This is a genomic window from Streptomyces sp. NPDC001020 (genome assembly GCF_053599115.1).
The window spans coordinates 47,049-73,680 of the sequence record NZ_JBSFLQ010000002.1 but is presented as its reverse complement, the minus strand read 5'-3'; the positions used below and the strand labels follow the sequence as shown (position 1 = coordinate 73,680).

Genomic DNA, 26,632 nt, shown 5'->3' with positions numbered 1-26,632 from the left:
CACCGCCCCCGTTCAGGGGATTTCCTGTTCGGTCCAGATGGTCTTTCCTGCGGCCGAATGACGGGTGCCCCAGCGATGGGCGAGCTGCGCCACGAGGAAGAGGCCACGGCCGCCCTCGTCGGTGCTCCGGGCGTGCCTCAGCCGTGGGGCCGTGCTGCTCGCGTCGGCGACCTCGCAGGTCAGGGAGGAGTTGCGGAGCAGTCGTAGGCGTATGGGCCCCGATGCGTAGCGGATCGCGTTGGTCACCAGCTCGCTGGCGATGAGTTCCGTCGTCATGGCCAACTCCTCAAGGCCCCACGCCTCCAGCTGGCGCGTCACCCGGGCGCGGGCCTCACCGACGGCGGCCGGATCGACGGGCACGTCCCAGGAGGCGACGTGGTCGGCGCTCAAGGCGTGCGTGCGCGCCAGCAGAAGCGCGACGTCGTCCGGTTGGGGCACGGGGACGAGGTGCGCCACGGCGGTCGCGCACAGCGCTTCGAGGTGGGAGGAGGGCTGGGACAGCGCGTCTCCGAGACGAGTCAGGCCCAGCTCCATGTCGCGGTCGGTTCCCGCGACGAGGCCGTCGGTGTAGAGACCCAGCAAGCTGTTCTCGGCGAGCTCGATCTCGGCGGCCTCGAACGCCATCCCGCCCAGCCCGAGCGGCGGACCGGCGGGAAGCTCCGGGTAGTACACCTGCCCGTCAGGGGTTACCACGACAGGCGGCGGATGCCCGGCCCGGGCCACCGTGCAGCGCCGCGTCACCGGATCGTAGACGGCGTACAGGCAGGTTGCTCCGAGGACGGTCGAGCCGGTCCCGCCGGCCGTCTCGTCACCTTCCTCCTCCTCGCTCAGCCGGAGCACGAGGTCGTCCAGGTGGGCGAGCAGTTCATCGGGCGGCAGGTCCATGTCGGCGAGTGTCTGCACCGCGGTGCGCAACCGGCCCATGGCCGCGGCCGCGGTGATGCCGTGACCGACCACATCGCCGACGACCAGGCCCACACGGGCGCCGGACAGGGGGATCACGTCGAACCAGTCGCCGCCGACCCCGCCGCTCGCGTTGGCCGGCAGATAGTACGAGGCCACCTCCAGCGCCGATCCGCCGGTCAGGGCGTGGGGCAGCAGACTGCGCTGAAGCGTGACCGCCGCCGCGTGTTCCCGGCTGTAACGGCGGGCGTTGTCGACGCACAGCGCTGCCCGCGCCACCAGCTCCCGGGCCAGCGGGACATCGTCCGGGTCGAAGGAGAGCGGGTTGACCGACCGTATGAACGTGGCGAGGCCCAAGACGGTGTCCCGCGCCCGCAACGGCACACAGATGAGGGAGTGGAGTCCGAACTCGCTGATGCGTGCATACCTGGCGGACTGGTCTGCGGCCCACACGGGGGTGGCCGGATCGAGGACCGGTACGAAGACCGGTTCGCCATGGATGAGCAGGTTCACCCTGGCGGGCACCGGGTCGACGTCCACCCTCTCCCCGATCCGCGCGACCGCCTCCGGACAGCCCTTCCGCACCGAGCTCATACCCGCCCGTCGCATCACCGGTCTGACGGCCGGCGGTCCGGTATCGGGCTGCCACACCTCACGCCCCTCGGGGCTGAGGACGGTCTCAAGAAGATCGACGGCGACGAAGTCCGCGAAGCGGGGAACGGCGAAATCGGCGAGTTCCTGAGCCGTCCGCATCACGTCCAGGGTCCTGCCCAGGCTGGTTCCGGCCTCGTTGATCAGCGACAGGATCCGGCGGGCGTTCCACCGTTCGGTGACGTCCACGACCATGTAGCAGATGCCGGTGACGGACTGGTCGGCGTCCACCAGAGGGAAGAAGGAGCCGGAGTAGGCGCGCGGCCGATGCGGATCGGCCCAGCTCCATCCCTCGTACTCATGGTCGACGACCGGTATTCCGGTGATCAGCACCTTGCGCATCAGGTCCTCGAGGATGTCCGCCTGCAAACCCGGCAGAACCTCACTGAGACGACGCCCCATCCGCTGCTCACGGGGCACACCGCCGAGACGTTCCAGTGTGTCGTTCAGCCAGACGTAGCGCAGCTGGACGTCCAGCACCGCCATGCCGACCGGCGAGCGGGTGACGAACCCGTCGAGGACGGACTGGCCCACCGTCCACTGCTGCTTCCGCTCCCGTGCCGAGATCAGGAAACACTCGTCCGCGCCGATCCGAAAGGACGCGGACACCCGTAGGTCGACCTCGATACGACTGCCGCCGCGGTGTCCCAGGAGGACCAGACCGCTCCACCCCATCCCCGCGCGGCAACGCTCCGCGACGCCGGCGACACGCAACGGATCTCCCGGCATGGCCAGCAGACGCGCCGCGGAGCGGCCGACCATCTCCTCGGCGGAGTAGCCGAGGAGCGCTTCCGCCGCGCGAGTCCAGCCGAGCACCACACCGTCGGCGCGGACCACCGCCGTCGCGTCACTGGACGCGTTGAAGAGATCGCGTGGTCCCGCGGACAGAGGCACATCGGAGCCGTTTCGCCCGGAAGACATCCATCTCATCCTCTCCAGGGTCAATGGTCCTGCTTGCCGGTCCGATGTGCACAGCCCCTCGGCCCGGCCGACCCGGCGGCCACGCACCGCGGAACGGGAGCCGCGTCGTATCGCGTCGGAATTCCCGCGGGGGCCTGACCCGTCCTCACCGCCGGGAAAGGCGTACGCCGTGCTCCGAGGGTTTCCCGTGCGAGTGACACCCGCCATGCCCCATTCGAGTGACGTGGAGCACCCGTTGGGTGAGTGGCCGGTATCGACCGGGTCTCGAGTCGGTCATGGAAGGGAGGGGGTCCACGCGGGGAATCGGCCGTGCGCGTAGCGTGTTGCGGACAACGGTCAGGGAAAGATCCTCCCCAAGCACTAGCATCAATCCTTTGCCTACCTATTACTCTTGAGCCCAAGGCCGCGCAGGGTGGCCATGGAGGAGTGAAATGAGGAGCAGCAACCCGGTCTTCTCGCGACGGGGGTTCAGCCGCGACAACGGCTACGCGGGCTTCAACACCGCGCCGCAGGCCGGGGGAGCCGCTGCCGGTACGCAGGGCAACCCGTACGCGCAGGGCGATCCCTACGCCCAGCAGGCGGGCAACCCCTACGCGCAGAACCCGTACGCGCAGAACCCCTACGCCCAGCAGGACCTGCAGCAGGCCCCGGCCACCGCCGGCCGGATGACGATGGACGACGTCGTGCTGCGCACGGCATCCACCCTCGGCACCCTGATCGTGACGGCCGCGCTCGCCTGGGCGCTGCTGCCGGTGGACGACGCCCACATCAGCCGGTCCTACGGCATCGGCATCGGCGCCGCGCTGATCGGCATGGTCCTGGCGTTCGTCCAGTCCTTCAAGCGCAAGGCCTCGCCGGCGCTGATCGTGTCGTACGCGGCCTTCGAGGGTGTCTTCCTCGGCGTCCTCTCGAGCATCGTCGACAACCGCATCGCGAGCGGCGCGGCCATGCAGGCGGTGCTCGGCACGATGGCGGTGTTCGCCGGTGTCCTGATCGCCTACAAGGCGGGCTGGATCCGCGTCAACCGTCGCTTCTACGGCTTCGTCATGGCGGCCGCGCTCGGCTTCGTCCTGCTGATGATGGTCAACATGCTGTTCGCCGTCTTCGGCGGTGGTGACGGCCTCGGCTTCCGCAGCGGCACGCTCGGTGTCGTCTTCGGCATCGTCGGCATCCTGCTCGGTGCCTGCTTCCTGGCCCTGGACTTCAAGCAGGTCGAGGACGGCATCGCGTACGGAGCGCCGCGCGAGGAGGCCTGGCTCGCGGCCTTCGGTCTGACGATGACGCTGGTGTGGATCTACCTGGAGTTCCTGCGGCTCATCGCGATCCTCAACAGCAGCGACTAACCGCACGGCTGACAGCTCACAGCTGACAGAAGAAGGGCCCCGGTTCCACCGGGGCCCTTCTTCGTCGTCCAGACGGCCCGCGCCTACCGGAGTTTGCGCGCGGCCCTCCTCAGGTCGTACTCATGAACAATCGCCTTGGCGTGGCCGTACGCGAGGTTGTGCTCGTACCGAAGCCAGCTGACCTTCTCCTCGAAGCAGAGAGCGGGGCCTTCTTCGACGGTGCGCAGCCAGTCGGAGACTTCACGACCGGTGCACTGGGGGATGTGGGCGAGCAGATTGCGATGGGTCTCCTCGGAGAAGACTCGGGACATCGGCGCCTCCGGACGCTTGAAGCCGGTCCTTCAGGTCACCGTGCCTGAGCGTTCGTGTGTTGGCAACAGTCCAACTGGGGCGCGTAGTCTCGCGGAGTGCTTGATACGACGCCATTGACCCGGGCCGTTGATCACTTCGCCGACCGGCTGCGGGCCGCTCCGCAGAGCAGGCTCCAGCGGAGTGCGGCGGCCGAGGCGCTCGGTCTGGCCAGGGAACTGGCACGGCGTGCCCAGCTCATCGAGGACCCCTCCGCCGAGCCGCGTGAAATGCCGGACGCGGGCATGTTCGCGGCAGCCGACCAGATCACGGTCGCCGCGCACGACCTGGCACTGGTCCTGCGGGACGAGAAGGAGCTCGCGGAGGCGGTGTCCCTCGTGGAGGAGGCGCTGAAACGCGCCGGGGTCTGACCCGCGACGGAACCCCGGGCCGCGACGACGCGAGGCGGGCGTCGCCTACAGGGACGCGACGACGCGGTCCGCGAGGACGTAGACGCTCTCGTCGCCGCACTCGAACGTGAGGGCGTACGCGCCCGAGACGCCCGAACCGCCGAGCAGGACCGGCGTACGGCCGGCGCTCAGCGCCGCGGCAAGGCGCTCCGCCGTCTCGCGGTGGCCCGGGGTCATGCACAGCGTCGTACCGTCCGCGAAGACGTAGATGTCCAGGGTGCCCAGCGGGCCCGGGCGGACATCGGCGAGTTCGGTGCGGGCGGAGGCCAGGCCCTCAAGGCAGGCGACCGTACGCTCGTGGTCGCTCACGACCGGTGACGGGGACGGCACGAAGTCGGGGTGCGAGGGGTGACGGCGGCGGGCCGCGGCCAGTTCGGGGGAGTCTGGGGCGAACTCGCTCTCGTCGGCGGCGGACTCGGCCACCGGCTCCAGGCTGTCGTGCTCCGGGCCCGCGAGGTCCGACTGGCGGGGCAGGAACAGCTCGGTGTCGGGCAGGCCGAGCAGAGGCGGGAAGTCGGCGGTGTCACGGGCCTCCTGGGCGGCCCAGAAGGCACGCGCCTCGGCCAGCTCGCGCTCCCGCTCCTCGGCGAGCGCCTCGGACACGGCGGCGCGTATCTCCGCCGCGTCGGCGGTGAGGCGGGCGGCGGGCACCGGCGCCCGCGTGTGCGCGGCGCGGCTCGCGGCGAGTTCGCTGCGCAGGGCCACGACCTGTCGGCGCAGCGCCCGCACGGAGCACAGGACGGCCACGCCCACGCCCGCGGTGGCGGCCGTGGTGAGCAGCAGAGCGATCGGCATGGTGCTCACTGAACGTACTCCCGGTTCACAGTCGACCCTCGACTTCCTACATCAGGTTGAAGGGCACCCTCACCGGCTGTCAGTGCGTAACGTCACGAAACGGACAGGGTCCTGACTTGGGGCCTTCCCAGTGAACGGACTCTGACCTGCGCCGATCCCATGCGGAGGGAGAAAGGTCACATCCTGGGGGAGATTGAGTCACGGAACGGCCCGGAGCCTCGAAGGATCCGGGGCTCCGGGCCGTGCGCGGGAGTGGAGGCCCGTCAGCTCAGGCGCTCGATGACCATCGCCATGCCCTGGCCGCCGCCGACGCACATGGTCTCCAGGCCGAACTGCTTGTCGTGCCACTGGAGCGAGTTGATCAGGGTGCCGGTGATGCGGGCGCCGGTCATGCCGAAGGGGTGGCCGACGGCGATGGCGCCACCGTTCACGTTCAGCTTCTCCAGCGGGATGTTCAGGTCGCGGTAGGAGGGGATCACCTGGGCGGCGAAGGCTTCGTTGATCTCGACCAGGTCGATGTCGTCGATCGTGAGGCCGGCCCGCTTCAGGGCCTGCTTGCTGGCCTCGACGGGCCCGTAGCCCATGATCTCGGGGGAGAGCCCGGAGACGCCCGTGGAGACGATGCGTGCGAGCGGCGTGAGCCCCAGTTCGCGGGCCTTGGTGTCGCTCATGATCACCAGGGCGGCGGCGCCGTCGTTGAGGGGGCAGCAGTTGCCGGCGGTGACGCGTCCGTCGGGACGGAAGACGGGCTTGAGGCCGGCGACGCCCTCCACGGTGACACCGGGGCGCGGGCCGTCGTCCTTGCTGACGACCGTTCCGTCCGGGAGGGTCACCGGGGTGATCTCGCGCTCCCAGAAGCCCTTGGCGATGGCCTGCTCGGCGAGGTTCTGCGAACGGACGCCGAACTCGTCCATCTCCTCGCGGGTGACGCCCTTCAGGCGGGCGAGGTTCTCGGCGGTCTGGCCCATCGCGATGTACGCGTCGGGGAGCAGGCCGTCCTCACGTGGGTCGTGCCAGTCGGCGCCCTCGGACGCGGCGACGGCGGCGGTGCGGGCCTCGGCGTCGGTGAAGAGGGGGTTGTGGGTGTCCGGGAGGCCGTCGGAGGTGCCCTTGACGCTGCGGCTGACCATCTCGACGCCGGCGGAGATGAAGACGTCGCCCTCGCCGGCCTTGATGGCGTGCAGAGCCATACGGGAGGTCTGCAGGGACGAAGAGCAGTAACGGGTGATGGTGCACCCCGGAAGGTGGTCCATTCCCATCTGCACGGCGACGATCCGGCCGAGGTTGTGCCCCTGCTCGCCGCCGGGCAGACCGCAGCCGAGCATCAGGTCGTCGATGTCCTTCGGGTCCAGCGCGGGGACCTTGGCGAGGGCTGCCTGGATGATCGTGGCGGTGAGGTCGTCGGGGCGGAGGTCCTTCAGGGAGCCCTTGAAGGCGCGGCCGATGGGGGAGCGGGCGGTCGAGACGATCACGGCTTCGGGCATCAGGGCTCCATTGCACGAGGGGAGGCAGGGGCTGTGGGCGAAGTTACCCGTACGTACGGTGGAGGTCACGGGCGCGGCGGTGTGACGCGGGCCGCACTTTCCTAAGCGCTTGCTTTGCCCTGGGGGGACGGATGCGGGGATACGGCCCCCAGTCCGGGGCCAGGGGTCCCGTGCCCTCGAGGGGACGGGCAGGGTCGGTAGGGCGAGGGAACTCGGTGATCACACTGTCTGCTCCGGGGCGGGGTCCGGTGTGGCGTCCGGAGTCGGGAGACGCCGACGGCGCCTGCGCTTGAGGAGGGCCCATGGGCCCCGAGGGCCCGTCGGCATGGCGGCCGTGACCTCCGTGCCCGCCTCCGAGGCCGCCTCGGCCGCGGCGCGGGCCACCGGGAGGAAGCCCTCGCGGCGGAAGACGTCCGGGCGCTCCTCTTCCGCCGGCCACAGGCCCAGGGCCGCGCAGACCGTCGGCAGGACCGCCATCGCCGCCGTGGCGTAGCCCTCTGCCGAGGGGTGGTAGTTGTCGGGGCCGAAGAGCTCACGCGGGTTCGCCTCGAACTCCGGGCCCAGCAGATCGCCCAGCGACACCGTGCGGCCGCCCTGTTCGACGACTCCGATCGTCTGGGCCGCGGCCAGTTGCCGGGAGGCCCGGCGGGCCAGCCAGCGCAGCGGCTGCTGGACCGGCTCGATCGTGCCCAGGTCGGGGCAGGTGCCCACCACCACCTCCGCGCCCGCCGTGCGCAGCCGGCGAACCGCAGCCGACAGATGGCGCACAGAGCGCGTCGGCGGCATGCGGTGTGTCACGTCGTTCGCGCCGATCATGATGACGCAGACGTCGGGCAGGCGTTCCTGGTCCTGTAGCGCCAGTGTGACCTGGCGGTCCAGGTCGTCCGACTGGGCCCCGGGAAGTGCCACGTTGTGCAGCTCCACCCTGCGCTCCGCCACCGCCGCCAGTCCTGACGCCAGCAGTGCGCCAGGTGTCTGGCGGGAGCGGCGCACGCCCTGCCCGGAGGCCGTGGAGTCGCCGAGCATGGTCAGTCTCAGGTGCGGTTCGTCCCGGGGTGTGGACTCTTCCCCGCACTCGGCACGGGGGGACATCCATCCGTACAGACCGTCGGCGCTCGGCGGGTGCGGGCTGTGTCCGTTGCCCACGTGGCGCTTGGCCATCTGCACCTCCGCCAGCACCAGCCCCACGGCGGCCGCGCCCACCAGACCGATCCCGCCACCGCCGTACGCCGCGCCCGCCGCGATGCGACGGGCCACCCTCGCTCTGGACATGCTCGACATGCGTCGCCGCCACCTCCTCGTAGCCGTACACCCAGTGCTTGCCCCGTACGCCCCGTCGCCCAATCTCGACAGGGCGTGAACACCCGGGACGGCTCGCTGCTTGGGGACCGCCCGGCCACGGGAACGCTTACGCTGGCGGGACCATCACGACCACGTTTTTTGCAGCGACCGGAGACAACGGTGCATTTTCACGACTCGATGATCAGCCTCGTCGGCAATACCCCGCTGGTGAAGCTCAACAGCGTGACCGCCGGCATCCAGGCGACTGTCCTCGCCAAGGTCGAGTACTTCAATCCCGGCGGTTCCGTGAAGGACCGCATCGCCCTGCGCATGATCGAGGCGGCCGAGAAGAGCGGCGAGCTCAAGCCGGGGGGCACGATCGTCGAGCCGACCAGTGGGAACACCGGGGTGGGCTTGGCGATCGTGGCTCAGCAGAAGGGCTACAAGTGCATCTTCGTGTGCCCCGACAAGGTGTCCACCGACAAGATCAACGTGCTGCGCGCATACGGGGCCGAAGTGGTCGTGTGCCCGACCGCCGTCGCGCCCGAGCACCCCGACTCCTACTACAACGTCTCCGACCGCCTCGTCCGTGAGACCCCCGACGCCTGGAAGCCCGACCAGTACTCCAACCCCAACAACCCCCTTTCGCACTATCACTCGACCGGCCCGGAGCTGTGGGAGCAGACGGAGGGGAAGATCACCCACTTCGTCGCCGGCGTCGGCACCGGCGGGACCATCTCCGGGACCGGGCGCTACTTGAAGGACGTCAGCGACGGGCGCGTCAAGGTCGTCGGCGCCGACCCCGAGGGGTCCGTCTATTCCGGCGGCTCCGGGCGCCCGTACCTCGTCGAGGGCGTCGGCGAGGACTTCTGGCCGACCGCGTACGACCGCACCGTCGCGGACGAGATCGTCGCCGTGTCCGACAAGGACTCCTTCCAGATGACCCGGCGGCTGGCGAAGGAGGAGGGGCTGCTGGTCGGCGGCTCCTGTGGCATGGCGGTCGTGGCAGCACTGCGGGTCGCCGAGCGGCTCGGCCCGGACGACGTCGTGGTCGTGCTGCTGCCGGACAGCGGCCGCGGCTACCTCAGCAAGATCTTCAACGACGAGTGGATGGCCGACTACGGCTTCCTGGAGGACACCGGCCCGAGCGCTCGCGTCGGTGACGTGCTCAACGACAAGGAGGGTGGCTCCATCCCCTCCCTCGTCCATATGCACCCCGAAGAGACGGTCGGCCAGGCCATCGAGGTGCTGCGCGAGTACGGCGTGTCGCAGATGCCGATCGTCAAGCGGGGCGCGGGCCACCCGGACGTGATGGCCGCCGAGGTCGTGGGATCCGTCGTCGAGCGCGAACTGCTGAACGCCCTGTTCACCAAGCGCGCCTCGCTCGAGGACCCGCTGGAGAAGCACATGTCCGCGCCGCTGCCGCAGGTCGGCTCCGGCGAGCCGGTGGCGGACCTGATGTCCGTGCTCGGTACGGCCGACGCGGCGATCGTGCTCGTCGAGGGCAAGCCCACCGGAGTGGTCAGCCGACAGGACCTGCTGGCTTTCCTGGCCAAGGGTGGAAAGCAGTAGTCAACATCCCTGGACGCCCGGCCCCGTCGGCCCGCGCGGGGACCGCCGTCGTTCCACCCCCGGAAACGGGAGCGTGGCGGTTCCCGCGCATGTACTTGGTGGTGCGTCAGCTCGTGCGCGGGCCGTCGGCCACGCGGTCCCCGGGCACGCGTCCATCGTGCGGTGGGGGTGAGTACAGGGGGCAGGGGGCGCCGGCAGGCGTGCTCAGTCCTGCCAGTCGCCGTCCCGGGAGGACCTGCTGCGGCGGCCGAACAAGTCGGGGTTGGTGCGCGCTGCCTGCGCCACGTTGACGCCGACAATGCCGACCCAGGTGGCCACGAGACCGGTCATGTCCGCGAGGCTGCCGCCGATCGCCGAGAGCGGGATCGCCAGAACCAACGACACCACGCCGAAGCCGAAGCGTTCGGCCCAGGAGTCCGTCGCGTTCGGGGATCGTGTGCCGCGCGCGACCACCATCTGCTGCTCGGCCAACTGCCGCCGCACCCGGCGGTCGATCGTGGTGTCGATGCGTTGGTCGACCTTCTCCAGGAAGGACTCGACCAGAGCCGACTCGTACTCCTCGCCCAGGTCCTTGCGGGCCCGCAGGCTGGCGTCGAGTTCCTTCTTGAGGTCGGCGTCCCGCTCGTCCATACCGGTCATGAGCACCACAGTAGAGAGCCGGTGCGCCTGACGCACTGGGGGTAGCCCCCTGGTCCGGCTGGGGGCTGCCGGAAGCGCGCCCGGATGACCGGCTTGCATATCGCCATGCAGGTTCCCTGGTGTTTGAATAGGTTATTGATGGGTCAGCGTTCTTCGCTGGTCATCGTGGTGGTGGGACGCTTCGATGTCCGGTTCGAGAGGGGGAGCACGTCATGAGCGTGACCGACAGCCCTGCAGCACGGCTGCAGGCGCTCTTCGAGGGGCACCGGCTGACGCCGACCCAGCGGCGCATCGCGCACAGCATGGTGCGGCGGGCCTCGGACGTGCCGTTCCTGTCGAGCGTCGAACTGGCCGAACTCGCCGGGGTCAGCCAGCCCTCCGTGACCCGGTTCGCGGTCGCCCTCGGCTTCGACGGCTACCCCGCGCTGCGCAGGCACCTGCGCGAGGTCGCGCCCGCCGAACCGACGGTGGACTCCGGCTCCTGCAACGAGTACCAGCAGGCCGTCGAGGCCGAGATCGAGAACCTCAGGCATCTGGCTCAGGTGCTGGCCGATCCGCGGCCCGTGCGCAGGGCGGGACGGATCCTCGCCGCTTCGCGGCCCCTGCCCGTGCTCGGCCTGCGGGCCGCGGCCTCGCAGGCGTACGGCTTCGCCTACTTCGCCGCGAAGGTCCACCCGGATGTACGGCTGCTCCACGAGGGCGGCACGATGCTCCAGGACCGTGTCGACGCGGCCGTGAGGGCGGGCGCGAGCGCCCTGCTGTGCTTCGCGCTGCCCCGGCATCCGCGCGAGGTCGTGGACGCGCTGGCGTATGCCCAGGAGGCGGGCCTGACGGTGGTCACGGTCGCCGACTCGGCGTTCGCGCCGGTGGCGAAGGTCTCGGACCTGCTGCTGCCGGCCGCGGTCGGTACCGGGCTCGCCTTCGACACGGTCTGCGCGCCGATGCTGCTCGGCCGGGTCCTGCTGGAGGCGATGTGCGACGACCTGCCGGACGCCCAGGCCAGGCTCGAGGAGTTCGACGCGCGGGCGGCAGCCAGGGGGCTGTTCGTGGAGTAGTCCTGCGGGTGCCGGCGCTCCGGGCCCGTTGCCGCCCTGGCGGCGGACTCGCCCGCCCGGCGACGCGCCGGCGGGACGGCCGGTCATGAGCCGGCGCGGCACCGGCGTCGCGGCCGGCGGCGCGGCCCCGGGCGGGGTGCGCCGCCGTACCACAGCGCTCGTGCGGCCCGCGCGGACAGCGGGCGTGCCGGAGAGTCAGACCTCCAGTTCCTCCTCGATCTTCTTGAGCTGGTGACGGGCCATCGCCAGGTTGGCGCGCTTGGCGTCCAGGACGAGGTAGAGGAACAGACCGTTGCCGCCGCGGCCGGTGAGCAGCCGGATCAGGTGGTACTGGTCGCTCAGGGTGATCAGGATGTCCTCGATCTGCCCTTTGAGCCCCAGGTGCTCCATGGTGCGCAGCTTGGCCCGTACGACATCGGTGTTACCCGCGGCCGCGACCGTCAGGTCGAAGCTCTTGCTGCCGCCCATCGTGCCCAGAGCCATGCCGCTGGTGTAGTCGACGAGAGCGACTCCGGTAGCTCCTTCGATGGAGGAGAGCGCCTCTTTCAACGCGGTTTCGGTGTTGGCCATTTCGGGGTGCGTCCTTTCAACTTTCGGTGGTGGTACGCGCGTTCGCGGCCGGTCGGGGGCGCGCGGTGGTGCGCGGGGTGCGGGTCGGCAGTGGGGTGGGCCCGGCGGTGTTCTTCGGCGGGGTCCTGGCGGCACGGGACTGCGGTGCGGGCTCGGTTCGGGCGGCGGCTTCATCGACCAGCTCCCCGATCCGGGTGCCGGCGCGGCGGCCCTCCAGATGCAGTCGGCCTACGTTGACGCGGTCCTGGGCCAGCAGCGTCAGGACGGCGCTGCGGCCCGCCGCGTACGTGGCCACATAGCCGTGGACGCCGCGGACGAGCAGTTCGCGGAAGTCGCCCTGGCCGGTGGCGTCGGCCATCCGCAGGGCGACGCCGAGTGCCGCGGCCGTGAGCGCGGCGACGCCCTCCGCCTCGATGCCCGGGGTGTCCTGGGCGAGGACGAGTCCGTCGACGCTGGCGGCGAGGGCACCGGTGAGCTGGGGGATGCGGGCTCGCAGGTGGTGGAGTTCGGCCAGGATCTCGGGCTCCGCGTCCATCAGGGGTCTCCTCTCGGCAAGGCGTTGCCGTTCGATCCGGTCAAAGGGCCTCCAGCGCATCCCTGAGCCTCTTCAGCAACGTGACGTGTGGGTCGGCGTAAGGCGGCGGCGTCGGCGCGCCGGGGGCGGGTGCCCGGTCGACGGGCGCGGGCTCCCCAGGCGGCAGGCCGCCGCCCGTGCCGGCCGTGACGACGCCCGCTGCGGCCAGGCGCCGTACGTCCACCAGCGTGTGGAAGGCGGGGCGGCCGAGCGAGCGCGAGATGTCGGCCGCCGTGCGTACTCCGTCGATCCGGTCGAGCACCGCCCCCTGGCGGGGTGTGACCGTGCGTCCCGCGGTGTGGGCGGCACGGACGAGCGGGGCGTCGTCCGTCCTCGAGTCGGGCCAGATCCCATGGAGCAGTTCGCGGCGGCGCAGCGTCTCGCGTTCCAGCGCGGCGACCGGGACCGGATGCACGGGGCCCAGCCAGTGCGCCTCGCCGTAGCGGAAGCGGACCGGGGCGCTGCTCGGGCCGAGGACGAAGTACGCCGCGTCGTACAGCGCCCCCAGATGGCACAGTTCCAGCGCGCCCTTGCCGATGCGGCCGCTGTCGACCAGGAACCGCCCCACCCGCTGCCGTTCCCCCGCCTGCGCGAACGCTTCCCGCCAGCCGTCCTCGTCGAGCGTGCCGCGGGCGATGAGCAGGGCGTCGAGGCCCGGGGTGGCGGGGCTCTCGGCGTACACCACCTGGCCCTCGGACAGGTGGAGCATGCCGCCCTCGCGCATCAGCACTCCGGTGGCCCGTTCGTCGGCGAGCCGACTGAGCATGGGGGACAGGCCGCCGCCCGGCATCTGGGCCCGCTCTCGCGTGGGCAGACGGGGCGGCGGAGGCGTGCTGATCGTCGTCATCCCAGCACCAGCCGTCCTGCCATCTCACCGAGCCGGATGCGGGCGAGGGCCAGGTTGCCCTCCTCGCGGGCCAGCCACAGATGCAGGAAGACACTGCTGTCGAAGGTGGTCGGGACGAACCGCAGCAGGTGGTAACTGTCCCGGTTGGCGATGATCAGGTCCTCGACCGGGCATGCGTTCTCGGACCATTCGGCATCCCCCTCCGGGGCGAACGCGCGGTGCTCGGCGGCCAGGCGGGCCAGTTCCGCCGCCTCCGCGGCGGTCCGCTCGTGGTCACCGCCAGGCGATTCCCCGACCGTGCCCAGGGCGAGCCCGCTGGTCCAGTCGACCACCGCGGCGCCCCGGGCACCGGGCAGTCGCATGGCTTCCAGCAGGCACTCGTCGATTCCGGGCACCGTCGCCCCCTCCCGACCTCGGGTACGGCTGAGTAACGCCGAGGCTACGCAACGTATGTGCGACGGAGTGAGGCTTCTGGCATTTTCCAGTGGGACATGCGCGGGGTTACTAGAGTGAGTCGATTGACCTCCCTGTCAAGGGCGTTGAGGGTCGTCTTGGTGTGTTCGTGCCGATGTTGCGGGTGTCCGGGCGAGGCGCGTACGGGCGCGGTCACAGCGCCGTCAGCGCACCCGCGTGTGCTCCGCCCGACTCCGCCACGATCTCCTCGACCTTCTGCGGCTCCCGTGCGAGGGCGAATCGGATCCCTCCGCCCTCGCCCCGCGCGTAGCCGTACACCCCCGGCCGTGGCAGGGAGTTGTACGCGTAGTGGTGCGCGAAGTAGTACGCCCCGGTGTCCAGTGCCGCCGCGTAGTCGCCCTGCTCCAGGAGCGGCAGACTGCGGCCCTCGGCCAGCAGGTCGCCCGCGAAGCACGCCGGGCCCGCCACGTCCTGCACCACGTCGGGACCCTCCTTGGGGCGCCCTTTCGCGTCGTACGCCGCGATCCGAAGCGGCCAGGACGCCGGCGCGTACACCGTGCGGGTCGCCACCTGTACGCCCGCGTGCGTGACCGCGACGGCCCGGCCGCCCGCGCTCTTCGCGTACTCCACCCGCGCCACCACGGTGCCGTGCTTGGCCAGCAGCGACCGCCCGAACTCGGTGACCAGCCCGTACCGTCCGTCGAACAGTCCCGGCACCGCCTCCGCCAGCAGCCGCGCGTACTGGGTGTACGTGGGCGTCGTGACCTCGGAGGCGAAGTTCACGTGCAGCCCGCCGCCGATGTCGATCGTGTCGATCTGTCGGCGTCCCACCTGATGGTTGATCTCCTCGGCGAGCGCGTACGTCTCCGCGATGCCCCGCGCCATCAGCGACAGTGGCACGCCCTGCGAGCCGGAGTGCGCGTGCAGCCGCGTCAGCCACGGCCGCTCGGTGAAGGCACGCACCACCCACTCGCGCGCCCCCTCGTCCCGCAGCGCCACCCCGAACTTGGACGTGGCCGTCGCGGTCGACAGTGCCTCGATCGAACCGGCTCCGATCTGCGGATTCACCCGGATCCCCAGGGGGGAGTCCGTCCGGGTCGTGCGGACCAGGTCGTCGAGTCGCGCCAGTTCCTGCGGGCTGTCCGCGTTCACGGCGATGCCCAGTGCCAGCGCCTCCCGCAGTTCCGCCGGTGTCTTGGCGGGCGAGTCGAGGACGGTCCGTTGCGGCGCTGTCCCGGCCGCCCGGGCAAGGGCCAGTTCCCCCGGACTCGCCACCTCCGCTCCGAGGCCGGCCTCGCTCAGCAGCCGCAGCACCGGTACGAGCGGTGTCGCCTTCACCGCGAAGGCGTGCAGCACCGGGGTGCCCGGCGCGACCACCGCGTCGAAGGCCGCCCGCAACTCCGCCGCCGAGTCCCGGATGCCGGCGATGTCCAGGAGCCCGACGATGGGAGCGTCCGCTCCCAGCAAGCCCTGTTCGACGGCGCTCCGTACGGCCTCGTCCCGACGCGCCGCCCGTCCGGCGTCCGCCGGATGCCCGGTCCCTGCCGTCACTTCCGTCTCGTTGTCCCTTGCTGTCACCGTGTCCCCCGTTCCCCTGTCACCTTCTGCGGACATGCATCCAGCCAAACACCCCTGTCGCCGCGCCGCTGGCACACGAACGTATTGACTACATCTATTCAGGTCGCCAGGATGTGAATAACAACTGCACCAGTCCCGCGCGCCACCGGCCGCGTGCGGTCGTCCACCAGGAGGCAGACCATGTCAGGACCCCGGCCCGTTCGAGCACCGCGCGGTACGGAACTGAGCGCCCTGGGATGGCAGCAGGAGGCCGCTCTGCGGATGCTGCAGAACAACCTCGACCCCGAGGTCGCCGAGCACCCCGACAAGCTCGTCGTCTACGGCGGTACCGGCAAGGCCGCGCGGGACTGGCGCTCCTTCGACGCGATGGTCCGCACGCTGCGGAACCTCAAGCAGGACGAGACGATGCTCGTCCAGTCCGGCCGTCCCGTCGGCGTGATGCAGACCCATGAGTGGGCGCCGCGTGTCCTGATCGCCAACTCCAACCTCGTCGGGGACTGGGCGACCTGGGAGGAGTTCCGCCGCCTGGAGGCCCTCGGTCTGACCATGTACGGGCAGATGACCGCGGGTTCGTGGATCTACATCGGCACCCAGGGCATCCTCCAGGGCACCTACGAGACCTTCGCCGCCGTCGCCGCGAAGAAGTTCGGCGGCTCGCTCGCGGGCACGATCACGCTGACCGCAGGGCTGGGCGGCATGGGCGGCGCCCAGCCGCTCGCCGTCACCATGAACGACGGCGTCGCACTCTGCATCGACTGTGACCCGCGTGCCATCGAGCGCCGCATCGAGCACCGGTACCTCGACGTGAAGGCCGACTCCCTGGAGCATGCCCTCCAGTTGGCCGTCGAGGCGCGCGACGCCCGCCGTCCACTGTCCATCGGTGTCCTGGGCAATGCCGCCGACCTCGTCCCGCAGCTGCTGGCCATGGGCGCCCCCATCGACATCGTCACCGACCAGACCTCGGCCCACGACCCGCTGTCGTACCTGCCGACCGGTGTCGCCTTCGAGGACATGGCCGACTACGCCGCCAAGGACCCGGCCGGCTTCACCACCCGCGCCCGGGAGTCGATGGCCCGGCACGTGGAGGCGATGGTCGGCTTCCTGGACGCCGGCGCCGAGGTCTTCGACTACGGCAACTCCATCCGCGGCGAGGCACAACTGGCCGGATACGACCGGGCGTTCGCCTTCCCCGGTTTCGTGCCCGCCTACATCCGGCCGCTGTTCTGCGAGGGCAAGGGCCCCTTCCGGTGGGCGGCGCTGTCCGGCGACCCGGCCGACATCGCCAGGACCGACCGGGCCATCCTCGACCTGTTCCCCGAGAACGAGTCCCTCGCGCGCTGGATCAAGCTGGCCGGCGAACGCGTCCACTTCCAGGGGCTGCCCGCCCGTATCTGCTGGCTCGGCTACGGCGAACGTGACCGGGCCGGCGAGCGGTTCAACGACATGGTGGCCAGTGGCGAACTCGCCGCGCCGGTCGTCATCGGCCGCGACCACCTCGACTGCGGCTCCGTCGCCTCGCCCTACCGCGAGACGGAGGCGATGCTCGACGGCTCCGACGCGATCGCCGACTGGCCGCTGCTGAACGCGATGGTGAACGTGGCCTCCGGTGCGTCGTGGGTGTCCATCCACCACGGCGGTGGGGTCGGGATGGGCCGTTCCCTCCACGCCGGGCAGGTGACGGTGGCCGACGGCACCAAGCTGGCCGGGGAGAAGATCCGGCGGGTCCTCACCAACGACCCGGGCATGGGCGTCATCCGGCACGTCGACGCCGGATACGACATCGCCGAGTCGGTGGCCCAGGAGCGGGGCGTCCGTGTCCCGATGCGCGAGGGTGACGACGCGTGACCTTCCACAGCATGTGGGCGGAGCTGCTGCCGATCGGCCGCGGCTCCGCCTCCGGCGGCTATCGCCGTTTCGCCTGGACCGGTGCCGACGCCGACTGCCGGGCCTGGTTCAAGGAGCAGGCCGAATCCCGTGGGCTCGCCTACGAGGTCGACCGGAACGGGAACCAGTGGGCCTGGCTCGGGGACCCCGCCGCGGGGGACGCCGTCGTCACCGGATCCCATCTGGACTCCGTCCCGGACGGCGGCGCCTTCGACGGACCTCTCGGAGTCGTGTCCTCCTTCGCCGCTCTCGACGAACTGCGGTCGCGGAATGCCGCGTTCGGTCGGCCCTTCGGCATCGTCAACTTCGGCGACGAGGAGGGTGCCCGGTTCGGGCTCGCCTGTGTCGGGTCCCGGCTGGTCACCGGGCAGCTCACCCTCGAGCAGGCGCACCAGCTGACCGACGCCGACGGCGTCACCCTGCCGCAGGCCATGGAGGCCGCCGGCTACGACCCCGACGCCATCGGAGCCGATCCCGAGCGGCTCGGCCGCATCGGCGCGTTCGTCGAGCTGCACGTCGAGCAGGGGCGGGCCCTCGACCTGAGCGGTGACGCGGTGGGCGTGGCCAGTGCCATCTGGCCGCACGGGCGCTGGCGGTTCGACTTCCGGGGCAAGGCCAACCACGCAGGGACGACCCGGCTCGTCGACCGCCGCGACCCCATGCTGTCCTACGCCGAGACCGTCCTGGCCGCCCGCCGCGAGGCCGAAAGCGCCGGTGCCGTCGCCACCTTCGGCAAGATCGCCGTCGAACCCAACGGCGTCAACGCCATCCCCTCCCTGGTCCGCGGCTGGCTCGACTCCCGCGCCGCCGACCAGGAGCGCCTCGACACCGTCGTCGGCGGCATCGAGAAGGCGGCCCGTGCGTACGCGGACACCCACGGCGTCGAACTGGACGTCGTCCGCGAGTCGTTCACGCCCGTCGTGGAGTTCGACCACGCCCTGCGCGACGAACTGGCCCGCATCCTCGGCAAGGACACCGGCTTGACCGTGCCCGTCCTCGGCACCGGAGCGGGACACGACGCCGGAATCCTCTCCGGGAGCGTCCCGACCGCCATGCTGTTCGTGCGCAACCCCACAGGTGTCTCGCACTCCCCGGCCGAGCACGCCGCCGAGGACGACTGCCTGGCCGGGGTGACCGCACTCGCCGACGTACTGGAAGGGCTGGTGGGCAGGTGACGCGGACGTACTGGCTGGAACACGCCTGGCTCGACCCCGCCGTCGAGTCGGGAGTGGTCCTTACCGTGACACCGAGCGGCTCCGCCGCGGGGGCCGACGGGCGCATCACCGCCGTCCGCACCGGAGTCGCCGCCCCGCCCCCCGGCGCCGAGATCCTGCGCGGGCTCACCCTCCCCGGTCTCGCCAACGCGCACTCGCACGCCTTCCACCGCGCCCTGCGCGGCACGGTCCAGGTCGGCTCCGGCACCTTCTGGACCTGGCGCGAGGTCATGTACTCGGTCGCCGACCGGCTGACCCCGGACACCTACCACGCGCTGGCCCGTGCCGTGTACGCGGAGATGGCGCTGGCCGGGGTCACCAGCGTCGGCGAGTTCCACTATGTGCACCACGCGCCGGGCGGCACCCCGTACACCGACCCCAATGCCATGGGCGAGGCCCTCATCGCCGCCGCTGCCGAGGCCGGCATCCGCATCACCCTCCTTGACACCGCCTACCTCTCCTCCGGCTTCGGACAACCACCCACCACCCACCAACTCCGCTTCTCCGACGGCACGGCTCAGGCATGGGCCGAACGCTGTTCAGTTCTCAAGGAACGGGATCACGCACGGATCGGCGCGGCCATCCACTCCGTACGGGCCGTGCCCGCAGGGCAGTTGGCGACGGTGGCACGCTGGGCCGAGGAGCGGCGGGCCCCGCTCCACGTCCACCTGTCCGAGCAGACGGCGGAGAACGACGCCTGCCAGGAGGCCCACGGCTGCACCCCCACGCGCCTCCTCGCCGACCACGGCGTCCTCGGGCCGCGCACCACCGGCGTCCACAACACGCACCTCACGGCCGAGGACATCACGCTGATCGGCTCCACATCCACCGGCACCTGCATGTGCCCGACCACCGAGCGGGACCTCGCCGACGGCATCGGCCCGGCCGTGGCCCTGCAGTCGGCCGGCTCCCCGCTCTGCCTCGGCTCCGACAGCCACGCCGTCATCGACCTCCTCGAAGAGGCACGCGCGATGGAGCTGAACGAGCGGCTGCGCACCCGCACCCGCGGTCACTGGACGGCCGCGGCCCTGCTGCGGGCGGCCTCGGCCACCGGGCACGCCGCACTCGGCTGGGAGAACGCGGGCGCCCTGGAGCCCGGCGCGCTCGCCGACTTCACGACGATCGCGCTCGACTCCGTCAGGACCGCGGGGACGCAGCCACGACTTGGTGCCGAGACGGCCGTATTCGCCGCGACGGCAGCGGATGTACGGCATACGGTCGTGGGCGGCCGGCACGTCGTCCGAGACGGGGCGCACACCCTCGTACCGGACGTGCCGCGGGCACTGACGGATGCCGTCGACGCCCTGCGCGCCTGACCCCCACCCCCACTCCGGCCAGCCACGAGGAACACATGAGCAGCACGGTCATCACCAACATCGCCAGCCTGGTCACCAACGATCCCTCCCTCGGTGACGAAACGCAGCTCGGACTGATCCGGGACGCGGCCGTCGTCATCGACGGCGACCGCATCGCGTGGACCGGTGAATCAAGCAAAGCACCCGCCACTGACAACCGGGTCGACGCCGGTGGCCGGGCGGTGATCCCGGGCTTCGTGGACTCCCACTCGCACCTCGTCTTCGCCGGCGACCGCACGCAGGAGTTCAACGCCCGCATGTCGGGCCGCGGCTACTCGGCGGGAGGCATCCGCACGACCGTGGCGGCGACCCGGGCCGCGACGGACGCGGAGTTGGAGGCGGGTCTCGTCCGCTATCTCGCCGAAGCCCTCCGCCAGGGCACCACCACCCTCGAGACGAAGTCCGGCTACGGCCTCACGGTCGAGGACGAGGCACGCGCCCTGCGCATCGCCGCCGCGCACACGGACGAGGTCACCTACCTCGGCGCGCACATCGTCTCCCCGGACTACGCCGACGACCCGGCCGCGTACGTCGCGCTGGTCACCGGCGAGATGCTCGACGCCTGTGCGCCGCACGCCCGATGGGTCGACGTCTTCTGCGAGAAGGGCGCCTTCGACGGCGACCAGGCCCGCGCGATCCTCACCGCGGGCAGGGCCAAGGGCCTGCACCCGCGCATCCACGCGAACCAGCTGTCGTACGGTCCGGGCGTACAGCTCGCCGTCGAACTCGACGCGGCCAGCGCCGACCACTGCACGCACCTGACGGACGCCGACGTGGACGCGCTCGCGAACAGCCGCACGGTCGCAACCCTGCTGCCCGGCGCCGAGTTCTCCACCCGCGCCGAGTGGCCCGACGCCCGCCGTCTCCTGGATGCGGGCGTGACGGTGGCCCTGTCGACGGACTGCAACCCGGGCTCGTCCTTCACCTCTTCGGTGCCGTTCTGCATCGCGCTGGCCGTACGGGACATGCGTATGACCCCGGACGAGGCGCTCTGGTCGGCCACGGCGGGCGGAGCGCAGGCCCTGCGTCGCACGGACATCGGACGCCTCATCCCGGGCGCGTACGCGGACCTGGCGATCCTCGACGCGCCGAGCCATGTCCACCTGGCCTACCGGCCGGGCGTACCGCTGGTCAGCGAAGTGTGGCGACGCGGCAGCAGGGTCGCCTGACACACCTGGTGCCCGGCCGAATCGGGTTCGGCCGGGCACCAGGCGGACGGTGATCGCCTCGACGGGCCGTCACCGCAGGGCCGTCATTCCTCGGCTGTGAGCCCCTTCCGCAACCGCACCAGCGTCCGGGAGAGCAACCGGGACACGTGCATCTGCGAGATGCCCAGCTCGTCGCCGATCTCCGACTGCGTCATGTTGGCCACGAAACGCAGGGACAGGATCTTGCGGTCGCGCTGCGGGAGTTCGGCGATCAGCGGCTTCAACGACTCGACGTACTCGATGCCTTCGAGTCCGTGGTCCTCGTACCCGATGCGATCCGCGAGCGCCCCCTCGGAGTTGTCCTCCTCGGGCTGGGCGTCGAGGGAACTCGCCGTGTAGGCGTTCGACGCCGCCATGCCCTCGACGACCTCGTCGTTCGAGATACCGAGGCGCGTCGCCAGCTCTGCCACGGTCGGGGCGCGGTCGAGCTGTTGAGCGAGTTCGTCGCCGGCTTTCGCCAGGTCCAGCCGGAGTTCCTGCAGCCGACGCGGGACGCGCACGGACCACGACGTGTCGCGGAAGAATCGCTTGATCTCGCCGATGATCGTCGGCATCGCGAAGGTGGGGAACTCCACGCCCCGGCTCAGTTCGAAGCGGTCGATCGCCTTGATCAGGCCGATCGTGCCGACCTGGATGATGTCCTCCATCGGTTCGCTGCGCGAACGGAAGCGGGAGGCGGCGAACTTCACCAGGGCCAGGTTCAGTTCGACGAGTGTGTTGCGGACGTACGAGTATTCGTACGTGCCCTCTTCGAGCGACTCCAGTCGTTCGAAGAGCGTCTTGGACAGGGCCCGTGCGTCCATTGGCCCCACCTCGTCGTAGGGGGGGATCTCCGGGAGTCCGGCGAGTGTGTCTTCCGCCGTACTGTCCACAAGGTCGTGGTCCAGTCGTTCCGGAGAGGGAGCCGACGTCGCCCTCTTGGTCTGCGATGCGTCGAGCCGGGGTGACATGATGTCCTCCATCGTTCTCGGCATATGGCCGCCGATGCCAATACGTGCGGTGCGGTGTGCGGCGCCTCCGAAGCCGGCCGTGTCGAGTAGGTGTCCCTACTAGCCCTACCCGGTTTCACAGGCCTGCTGCAAGTGAGATCTGTGGCTAAATGTCCGATTTCATAGGGTTGTTCGGGTGTCAGGCAGTGTGAGGAAGGCGTAGTGTTCGGGGGCGTCCATCGAAAGCCACGACGGTCGGGAGAGAGACGGCATGGACCGCGGGACGGTCGGCAACACACAGTCGGGCCGACTTCTGGTCGAGGTGCGGCAGGCGGGCACGAGTGCCGTCGTGACCCCGGCGGGTGAGTTGGATCACCACACCGCCGATCTGCTGCGCGAACCGCTGGATGACTGCTTCGCCAGGGGGGTCTCACGCCTGGTCGTGGACTGTTCGCGACTGGAGTTCTGTGACTCCACCGGACTGAACGTCCTGCTCGGCGCCCGGCTGAAGGCCGAAGCCGCCGGCGGCGGGGTCCATCTGGCCCAGATGCAGCCCGTGGTGGCCCGGGTCTTCGAGATCACCGGGGCGGAGGCCGTCTTCACCGTCCACGAGACGCTGGACGCGGCCCTGACCGAGTAGTGCGGGACCGGGGGTGCGTGCTCGGATGACCCCTTGTGGTCGCCGCGTTACGCGCGTCACAGTCGCCGGTCGAATCCATGGGTGTTCCGGCGGTTCGGTCGGGCAGGAGACATGCTGAACAGGTCGGCAGTCGGGGCGGAAGTCGCGACGAAAAGAGCCCCGGAAGGGCACGAGCAACAACCGACGGAAACGTCGTCGATCTCATACTGAGTTTTGAATTGTGAACTGGTGAATCGGTGAGGTGAAGCGCTGATGAGCACCACCCGGCCCAACTCGCCGGGCGACCGCGGCCTCGAGCCCAGCGGCGCTTCCGGGACATCCGCGGGGGATGCGTCCGAGGAGGGCGTTTCCTCCGGTGTGCCCGAAGAGGGGGAGCTCTCCTCCGGTCGGCAGGTCCGGGGCCTGAGCTTCGAGGGCAGGAGTGGAGTTGTCCCGCTCGCCCGGGACTTCACCCGCCAGGCCCTGTACGCGTGGGGGTGGCTGCCCGCCGCGACCGCCGACCAGCGGGCCGCCGCCGAGGACGTGCTCCTCGTCGTCTCCGAACTGGTCACCAACGCCTGCCTGCACGCCGAGGGCCCCGACCGGCTGGAGATCACCTGCGACAAGAAGGTGATCCACATCGAGGTCGCCGACCACGGCGCCGGCCAGCCCGCGCCGCGCACCCCGCACCGCGCCGGCCGCCCCGGCGGACACGGCATGTTCATCGTCCAGCGGCTGTGCCTGGACTGGGGGGTCGTACGCCTTCCGGGTGTCGCCGGCAAGAGGGTGTGGGCCGAGTTGGGCGCACCCGCCTGAACCGGTCGGGAGACATCCGGGCACCCGGGCACCGCTCCGCGCGCGCCGGATCCGCACGGATCCGGCGCGCCTGGTGTTTCCCCCGGCGAGACCGCCGTACGCCGACGACCGGCCTGACGCCCTGTCACGGCCCATGGGGTCGTGCCACACCGGACACGACCCGCCGCCGCGCTTCGCCCCGGTCGGCTGCGGCGGCGCCCGCCGCCGCACCGGGAAGCGACCAGGGTGAGAACGACGCGGACACACGAAAGGGCCGCCCCGAACGGGGCGGCCCTTTCTGTCCGGCCGGACGACGGCGTCAGTTCACGTCGCCCATCAGGGCCTTGACCTTCCGGCGGTACATGTAGATCGCGAAACCGGCGAGGGTGGCGAGGACGGCCTCCAGGGCAACCGCTCCCTTGCCGCTGAGGTCGACCCCGGCGATGGCGGGGTTGGACAGCAGGCTGGTGATGGAGTCGCCCGCGGTGACCGCGAGGAACCACACGCCCATCATCTGGCTGGCGTACTTGGCCGGGGCCATCTTCGTCGTGACCGACAGGCCGACCGGGGACAGACACAGCTCACCGACGGTCTGGATCAGGTAGATGCCCACCAGCCACATCGGGCTGACCTCGGTGTGGCCCGTGGCCATACCCAGCGGCAGCAGGAAGAAGAAGAACGACACGCCGATGAAGAACAGGGCGGCCGCGAACTTCGCGACGGTGCTCGGCTCCTTGCCCTTGCGGTTCAGCCACAGCCAGAACCAGGCGAAGACCGGGGCCAGGGCCATGATGAACACCGGGTTCAGCGACTGGTACCAGGAGGACGGGAAGTCGAAGCCCAGCAGCGAGCCGGACGTCTTGGTCTCACCGAACGCCTGGACCGTGGAACCGCCCTGGTCGTAGATCATCCAGAAGGCGGCGGCCGCCACGAAGAACCAGATGTACCCGGTCATCTTGGACTGCTCGACGTCCGACAGCTCCTTGTCCCGCTTGATGCGCAGCAGGACGCCGGCCGGGATGAGCAGACCGATCACGGTGAGCGGGATCATCGCCCAGTTCAGGGTGAAGTGGCCGGTGAAGCCCACGATGCCGTAGAAGACGGTGGCGACGATGAGCCAGATCAGCCCCTTGCGCAGCCAGGAGGCGCGCTCCGCGGCGTCCAGCGGCTTGGGTACGACGTTGCTCTGCGGGTTCAGGTTACGGGTGCCGAGCAGGAAGGCCGCGAGGCCGATGCCCATGCCCACGGCGGCGAGACCGAAGCCCAGGTGCCAGTTGACCTGCTGGCCGACGGTGCCGATGACCAGCGGCGCGAAGAAGGCACCCATGTTGATGCCCATGTAGAAGATCGTGAAGCCACCGTCGCGGCGCGGGTCGTCCGGGCCGTTGTAGAGGTGGCCGACCATGGTGGAGATGTTGGCCTTCAGCAGACCGGAGCCGAGCGCGACAAGCGCGAGACCTGCGAAGAAGGGCGCCTGGCCGCCGGGCAGCGCGAGTACCCCGTGGCCCGCCATGATCGTGACCGCCGCGATCGCCACCGTCTTGCGGGGGCCCCAGACGCGGTCGCCCAGCCACCCGCCGGGCATGGCGAGCAGGTACACCATCGACAGGTAGACGGAGTAGACCGCGGTGGTGGTGGCCAGATCGATGCCGAGCCCACCGCCCATGCTCCCCTTCTTGGCGTCGGGACCGCCGGAGAGCAGGTACACGACGAGAAGGGCCCGCATGCCGTAGAAGCTGAAGCGCTCCCACATCTCGGTCATGAAGAGGGTGGCCAGGCCGCGGGGGTGGCCGAAGAAGGTCTTCTCGGAACCGGGGGTGCCCGGTTGGACCGAGTCCTTCGTCAGGCTGGACGCCATGGTCGTTCCTTGCTGGTCGGGACGCGCTGCAAAAGCGCTGCGCGCCCGGTGGGGGAAGGCCGGCACCAGCGGAATCGATCGTCCACCCCACGCCCAGGGGTGTCCGCTCCGGGTCACGGAGCGGTGGACGGCGACCGCCGGGATCCACGCCCAGCGCGCGTCATTGCGTGCGGGGCCCGGCCACAGGTCGTTCTTTTTCAAGGCTGGAGAATCCCCAACCCGCACGCAAAAGAGACCTTCAGCGTCATGTACTCGCCAAAGGTCTCCAATGGTGCTACAGGCGTTCTGGTCACCATACGGCATGACAGCAGCCGAAATGGAAGAACCTGAGACGTGAATCACAGGTGATTTCGGAACCGAGGACGCCTATTCGAAGGTATCTACAGGGATGACACCCCACAGGCGCAGGTGGCACTCCGCACGGTGGCGGACGGTGGCGCGGTGGCGTCGCGAAAGCCCGAAGTAAGAATCCGTGTACGCCGATCACACCTCCCATCACCTCCTTGCGCCCCGCCTGGGCGGACTACCATCACCCCATGACCCGTGTACTGCTCGCCGAGGACGACGCGTCCATCTCTGAGCCACTGGCCCGTGCCCTCCGCCGGGAGGGTTATGACGTCGAAGTGCGTGAGGACGGACCCAGCGCGCTCGACGCCGGAATGCAGGGCGGCGTCGACCTGGTCGTGCTGGACCTGGGGCTGCCCGGCATGGACGGCCTGGAGGTGGCCCGCAGGTTGCGCGCCGAGGGCCACACCGTCCCGATCCTGATCCTGACCGCGCGTGCCGACGAGGTGGACACCGTCGTCGGCCTGGACGCCGGCGCCGACGACTACGTCACCAAGCCCTTCCGGCTCGCCGAACTTCTCGCCCGGGTCCGGGCCCTGCTGCGGCGCGGCGCCACCGAGCCCGCGCAGCCGCCCGCCACGCACGGGGTGCGTATCGACGTCGAGTCGCACCGCGCGTGGATGGGCGACGAGGAGCTGCAGCTCACCGCCAAGGAATTCGACCTGCTGCGGGTTCTCGTCCGGGACGCGGGCCGGGTCGTCACACGCGACCAGCTGATGCGCGAGGTCTGGGACACGACATGGTGGTCCTCCACGAAGACCCTGGACATGCACATCTCCTGGCTCCGCAAGAAGCTGGGCGACGACGCGGCGAACCCGCGCTACATCGCGACCGTACGAGGCGTGGGCTTCCGCTTCGAGAAGAGCTAGTGCTGTGACCGGAAAGGTTCACCGGCGCCCGGCACGGCACTCCCCCAAGCTCTTCGAGCAGGGGGGACCCCCACGCCGCGTTGTCGCATCACCCGAGTACATCCAGTACGCGGGTGATGCTCCGCCTTGCGATGCTCCCCCACTGCCTGAAGGGCGTGGGAGGTACCCCCA

24 protein-coding genes are annotated in these 26,632 nt (G+C 70.4%); 11 read left to right on the top strand and 13 right to left on the bottom strand.

Going from position 1 to position 26,632, the window contains the following annotated elements; all coding sequences use genetic code 11:
* Positions 1–12 precede the first annotated feature (12 nt).
* A complete protein-coding gene (locus tag ACWDEX_RS01980; protein ID WP_450461174.1) occupies positions 13–2,475 on the bottom strand; it encodes a SpoIIE family protein phosphatase in 2,463 nt (820 codons plus the stop codon).
* A gap of 431 nt (positions 2,476–2,906) precedes the next feature.
* Between ACWDEX_RS01980 and ACWDEX_RS01975 the strand changes: the two genes are divergently transcribed.
* Positions 2,907–3,818: a Bax inhibitor-1/YccA family protein gene (locus tag ACWDEX_RS01975; RefSeq protein WP_450461173.1), complete on the top strand. Its 912-nt coding sequence runs from the start codon at positions 2,907–2,909 to the stop codon at positions 3,816–3,818.
* Between the two features lie 83 nt (positions 3,819–3,901).
* Here ACWDEX_RS01975 and ACWDEX_RS01970 read toward each other — a convergent pair whose 3' ends face one another.
* Positions 3,902–4,129: a DUF4287 domain-containing protein gene (locus ACWDEX_RS01970; protein WP_450461172.1), complete on the bottom strand. Its 228-nt coding sequence runs from the start codon at positions 4,127–4,129 to the stop codon at positions 3,902–3,904.
* A gap of 96 nt (positions 4,130–4,225) precedes the next feature.
* Here ACWDEX_RS01970 and ACWDEX_RS01965 point away from each other — a divergent pair, with 96 nt between their 5' ends.
* A complete protein-coding gene (locus tag ACWDEX_RS01965; RefSeq protein ID WP_450461171.1) occupies positions 4,226–4,537 on the top strand; it encodes a hypothetical protein in 312 nt (103 codons plus the stop codon).
* 45 nt (positions 4,538–4,582) lie between these two features.
* Here ACWDEX_RS01965 and ACWDEX_RS01960 read toward each other — a convergent pair whose 3' ends face one another.
* The 3 genes from ACWDEX_RS01960 to ACWDEX_RS01950 form a co-directional block, all read right to left on the bottom strand.
* Complete coding sequence (locus ACWDEX_RS01960) at positions 4,583–5,371, bottom strand: hypothetical protein (RefSeq protein ID WP_450461362.1); 789 nt, start codon at positions 5,369–5,371, stop codon at positions 4,583–4,585.
* A gap of 263 nt (positions 5,372–5,634) precedes the next feature.
* Positions 5,635–6,855: an acetyl-CoA C-acetyltransferase gene (locus tag ACWDEX_RS01955; RefSeq protein ID WP_450461170.1), complete on the bottom strand. Its 1,221-nt coding sequence runs from the start codon at positions 6,853–6,855 to the stop codon at positions 5,635–5,637.
* A gap of 219 nt (positions 6,856–7,074) precedes the next feature.
* Positions 7,075–8,136 (bottom strand): SGNH/GDSL hydrolase family protein, encoded by a 1,062-nt coding sequence (locus tag ACWDEX_RS01950; RefSeq protein ID WP_450461169.1) that lies wholly within the window; start codon positions 8,134–8,136, stop codon positions 7,075–7,077.
* A gap of 180 nt (positions 8,137–8,316) precedes the next feature.
* On the opposite strand from ACWDEX_RS01950, the gene ACWDEX_RS01945 reads away from it, so the two are divergent.
* A complete protein-coding gene (locus tag ACWDEX_RS01945; protein WP_450461168.1) occupies positions 8,317–9,708 on the top strand; it encodes a cystathionine beta-synthase in 1,392 nt (463 codons plus the stop codon).
* Positions 9,709–9,912: 204 nt separating this feature from the next.
* Here the strand turns inward: ACWDEX_RS01945 and ACWDEX_RS01940 are convergent, their stop codons facing one another.
* The gene (locus tag ACWDEX_RS01940) at positions 9,913–10,347 is read right to left on the bottom strand and encodes a hypothetical protein (protein WP_450461167.1); all 435 of its coding nucleotides are present in this window, start codon (positions 10,345–10,347) and stop codon (positions 9,913–9,915) included.
* Between the two features lie 212 nt (positions 10,348–10,559).
* Here ACWDEX_RS01940 and ACWDEX_RS01935 point away from each other — a divergent pair, with 212 nt between their 5' ends.
* A complete protein-coding gene (locus ACWDEX_RS01935) occupies positions 10,560–11,402 on the top strand; it encodes a MurR/RpiR family transcriptional regulator (protein ID WP_450461166.1) in 843 nt (280 codons plus the stop codon).
* A gap of 195 nt (positions 11,403–11,597) precedes the next feature.
* On the opposite strand, the gene ACWDEX_RS01930 is transcribed toward ACWDEX_RS01935, so the two are convergent.
* The 5 genes from ACWDEX_RS01930 to ACWDEX_RS01910 all read right to left on the bottom strand — a co-directional run bounded on the left by ACWDEX_RS01930 (position 11,598) and on the right by ACWDEX_RS01910 (position 15,421).
* Positions 11,598–11,972: a hypothetical protein gene (locus ACWDEX_RS01930; RefSeq protein ID WP_450461165.1), complete on the bottom strand. Its 375-nt coding sequence runs from the start codon at positions 11,970–11,972 to the stop codon at positions 11,598–11,600.
* Between the two features lie 16 nt (positions 11,973–11,988).
* A complete protein-coding gene (locus ACWDEX_RS01925) occupies positions 11,989–12,507 on the bottom strand; it encodes a roadblock/LC7 domain-containing protein (RefSeq protein WP_450461164.1) in 519 nt (172 codons plus the stop codon).
* A gap of 40 nt (positions 12,508–12,547) precedes the next feature.
* Complete coding sequence (locus ACWDEX_RS01920) at positions 12,548–13,393, bottom strand: transcriptional regulator (protein ID WP_450461163.1); 846 nt, start codon at positions 13,391–13,393, stop codon at positions 12,548–12,550.
* Positions 13,390–13,788 (bottom strand): hypothetical protein, encoded by a 399-nt coding sequence (locus ACWDEX_RS01915; RefSeq protein ID WP_450461162.1) that lies wholly within the window; start codon positions 13,786–13,788, stop codon positions 13,390–13,392. The genes ACWDEX_RS01920 and ACWDEX_RS01915 overlap by 4 nt, the downstream gene beginning before the upstream one ends.
* A 211-nt stretch (positions 13,789–13,999) precedes the next feature.
* Positions 14,000–15,421 carry a diaminopimelate decarboxylase gene (locus ACWDEX_RS01910; RefSeq protein ID WP_450461161.1) on the bottom strand — a complete coding sequence of 474 codons (1,422 nt, stop codon included), beginning with the start codon at positions 15,419–15,421 and terminating at the stop codon, positions 14,000–14,002.
* 144 nt (positions 15,422–15,565) lie between these two features.
* Here ACWDEX_RS01910 and hutU point away from each other — a divergent pair, with 144 nt between their 5' ends.
* The 4 genes from hutU to hutI are packed head-to-tail and all read left to right on the top strand — an operon-like array spanning position 15,566 to position 21,007.
* Positions 15,566–17,230 carry a urocanate hydratase gene (hutU, locus tag ACWDEX_RS01905; RefSeq protein ID WP_450461160.1) on the top strand — a complete coding sequence of 555 codons (1,665 nt, stop codon included), beginning with the start codon at positions 15,566–15,568 and terminating at the stop codon, positions 17,228–17,230.
* Positions 17,227–18,444 carry an allantoate amidohydrolase gene (locus tag ACWDEX_RS01900; RefSeq protein WP_450461159.1) on the top strand — a complete coding sequence of 406 codons (1,218 nt, stop codon included), beginning with the start codon at positions 17,227–17,229 and terminating at the stop codon, positions 18,442–18,444. The genes hutU and ACWDEX_RS01900 overlap by 4 nt, the downstream gene beginning before the upstream one ends.
* On the top strand, positions 18,441–19,799 hold the full coding sequence (locus tag ACWDEX_RS01895) for a formimidoylglutamate deiminase (protein ID WP_450461158.1): 1,359 nt from the start codon (positions 18,441–18,443) through the stop codon (positions 19,797–19,799). Before ACWDEX_RS01900 ends, ACWDEX_RS01895 begins: the two co-directional genes overlap by 4 nt.
* A 35-nt stretch (positions 19,800–19,834) precedes the next feature.
* Positions 19,835–21,007, top strand: coding sequence for an imidazolonepropionase (hutI, locus tag ACWDEX_RS01890; RefSeq protein ID WP_450461157.1), 1,173 nt, complete (start codon positions 19,835–19,837; stop codon positions 21,005–21,007).
* Positions 21,008–21,090: 83 nt separating this feature from the next.
* Here hutI and ACWDEX_RS01885 read toward each other — a convergent pair whose 3' ends face one another.
* Positions 21,091–21,996 (bottom strand): RNA polymerase sigma factor SigF, encoded by a 906-nt coding sequence (locus ACWDEX_RS01885; RefSeq protein ID WP_450461156.1) that lies wholly within the window; start codon positions 21,994–21,996, stop codon positions 21,091–21,093.
* A gap of 250 nt (positions 21,997–22,246) precedes the next feature.
* On the opposite strand from ACWDEX_RS01885, the gene ACWDEX_RS01880 reads away from it, so the two are divergent.
* Together ACWDEX_RS01880 and ACWDEX_RS01875 are read left to right on the top strand one after the other, a co-directional pair.
* Complete coding sequence (locus ACWDEX_RS01880; RefSeq protein WP_450461155.1) at positions 22,247–22,615, top strand: STAS domain-containing protein; 369 nt, start codon at positions 22,247–22,249, stop codon at positions 22,613–22,615.
* Positions 22,616–22,867: 252 nt separating this feature from the next.
* Positions 22,868–23,410 (top strand): ATP-binding protein, encoded by a 543-nt coding sequence (locus tag ACWDEX_RS01875; RefSeq protein WP_450461154.1) that lies wholly within the window; start codon positions 22,868–22,870, stop codon positions 23,408–23,410.
* 298 nt (positions 23,411–23,708) lie between these two features.
* On the opposite strand, the gene ACWDEX_RS01870 is transcribed toward ACWDEX_RS01875, so the two are convergent.
* Positions 23,709–25,247, bottom strand: coding sequence for a peptide MFS transporter (locus tag ACWDEX_RS01870; RefSeq protein ID WP_450461153.1), 1,539 nt, complete (start codon positions 25,245–25,247; stop codon positions 23,709–23,711).
* Between the two features lie 536 nt (positions 25,248–25,783).
* Here ACWDEX_RS01870 and ACWDEX_RS01865 point away from each other — a divergent pair.
* Positions 25,784–26,461: a response regulator transcription factor gene (locus ACWDEX_RS01865; RefSeq protein WP_450461152.1), complete on the top strand. Its 678-nt coding sequence runs from the start codon at positions 25,784–25,786 to the stop codon at positions 26,459–26,461.
* Positions 26,462–26,632: the final 171 nt, after the last annotated feature.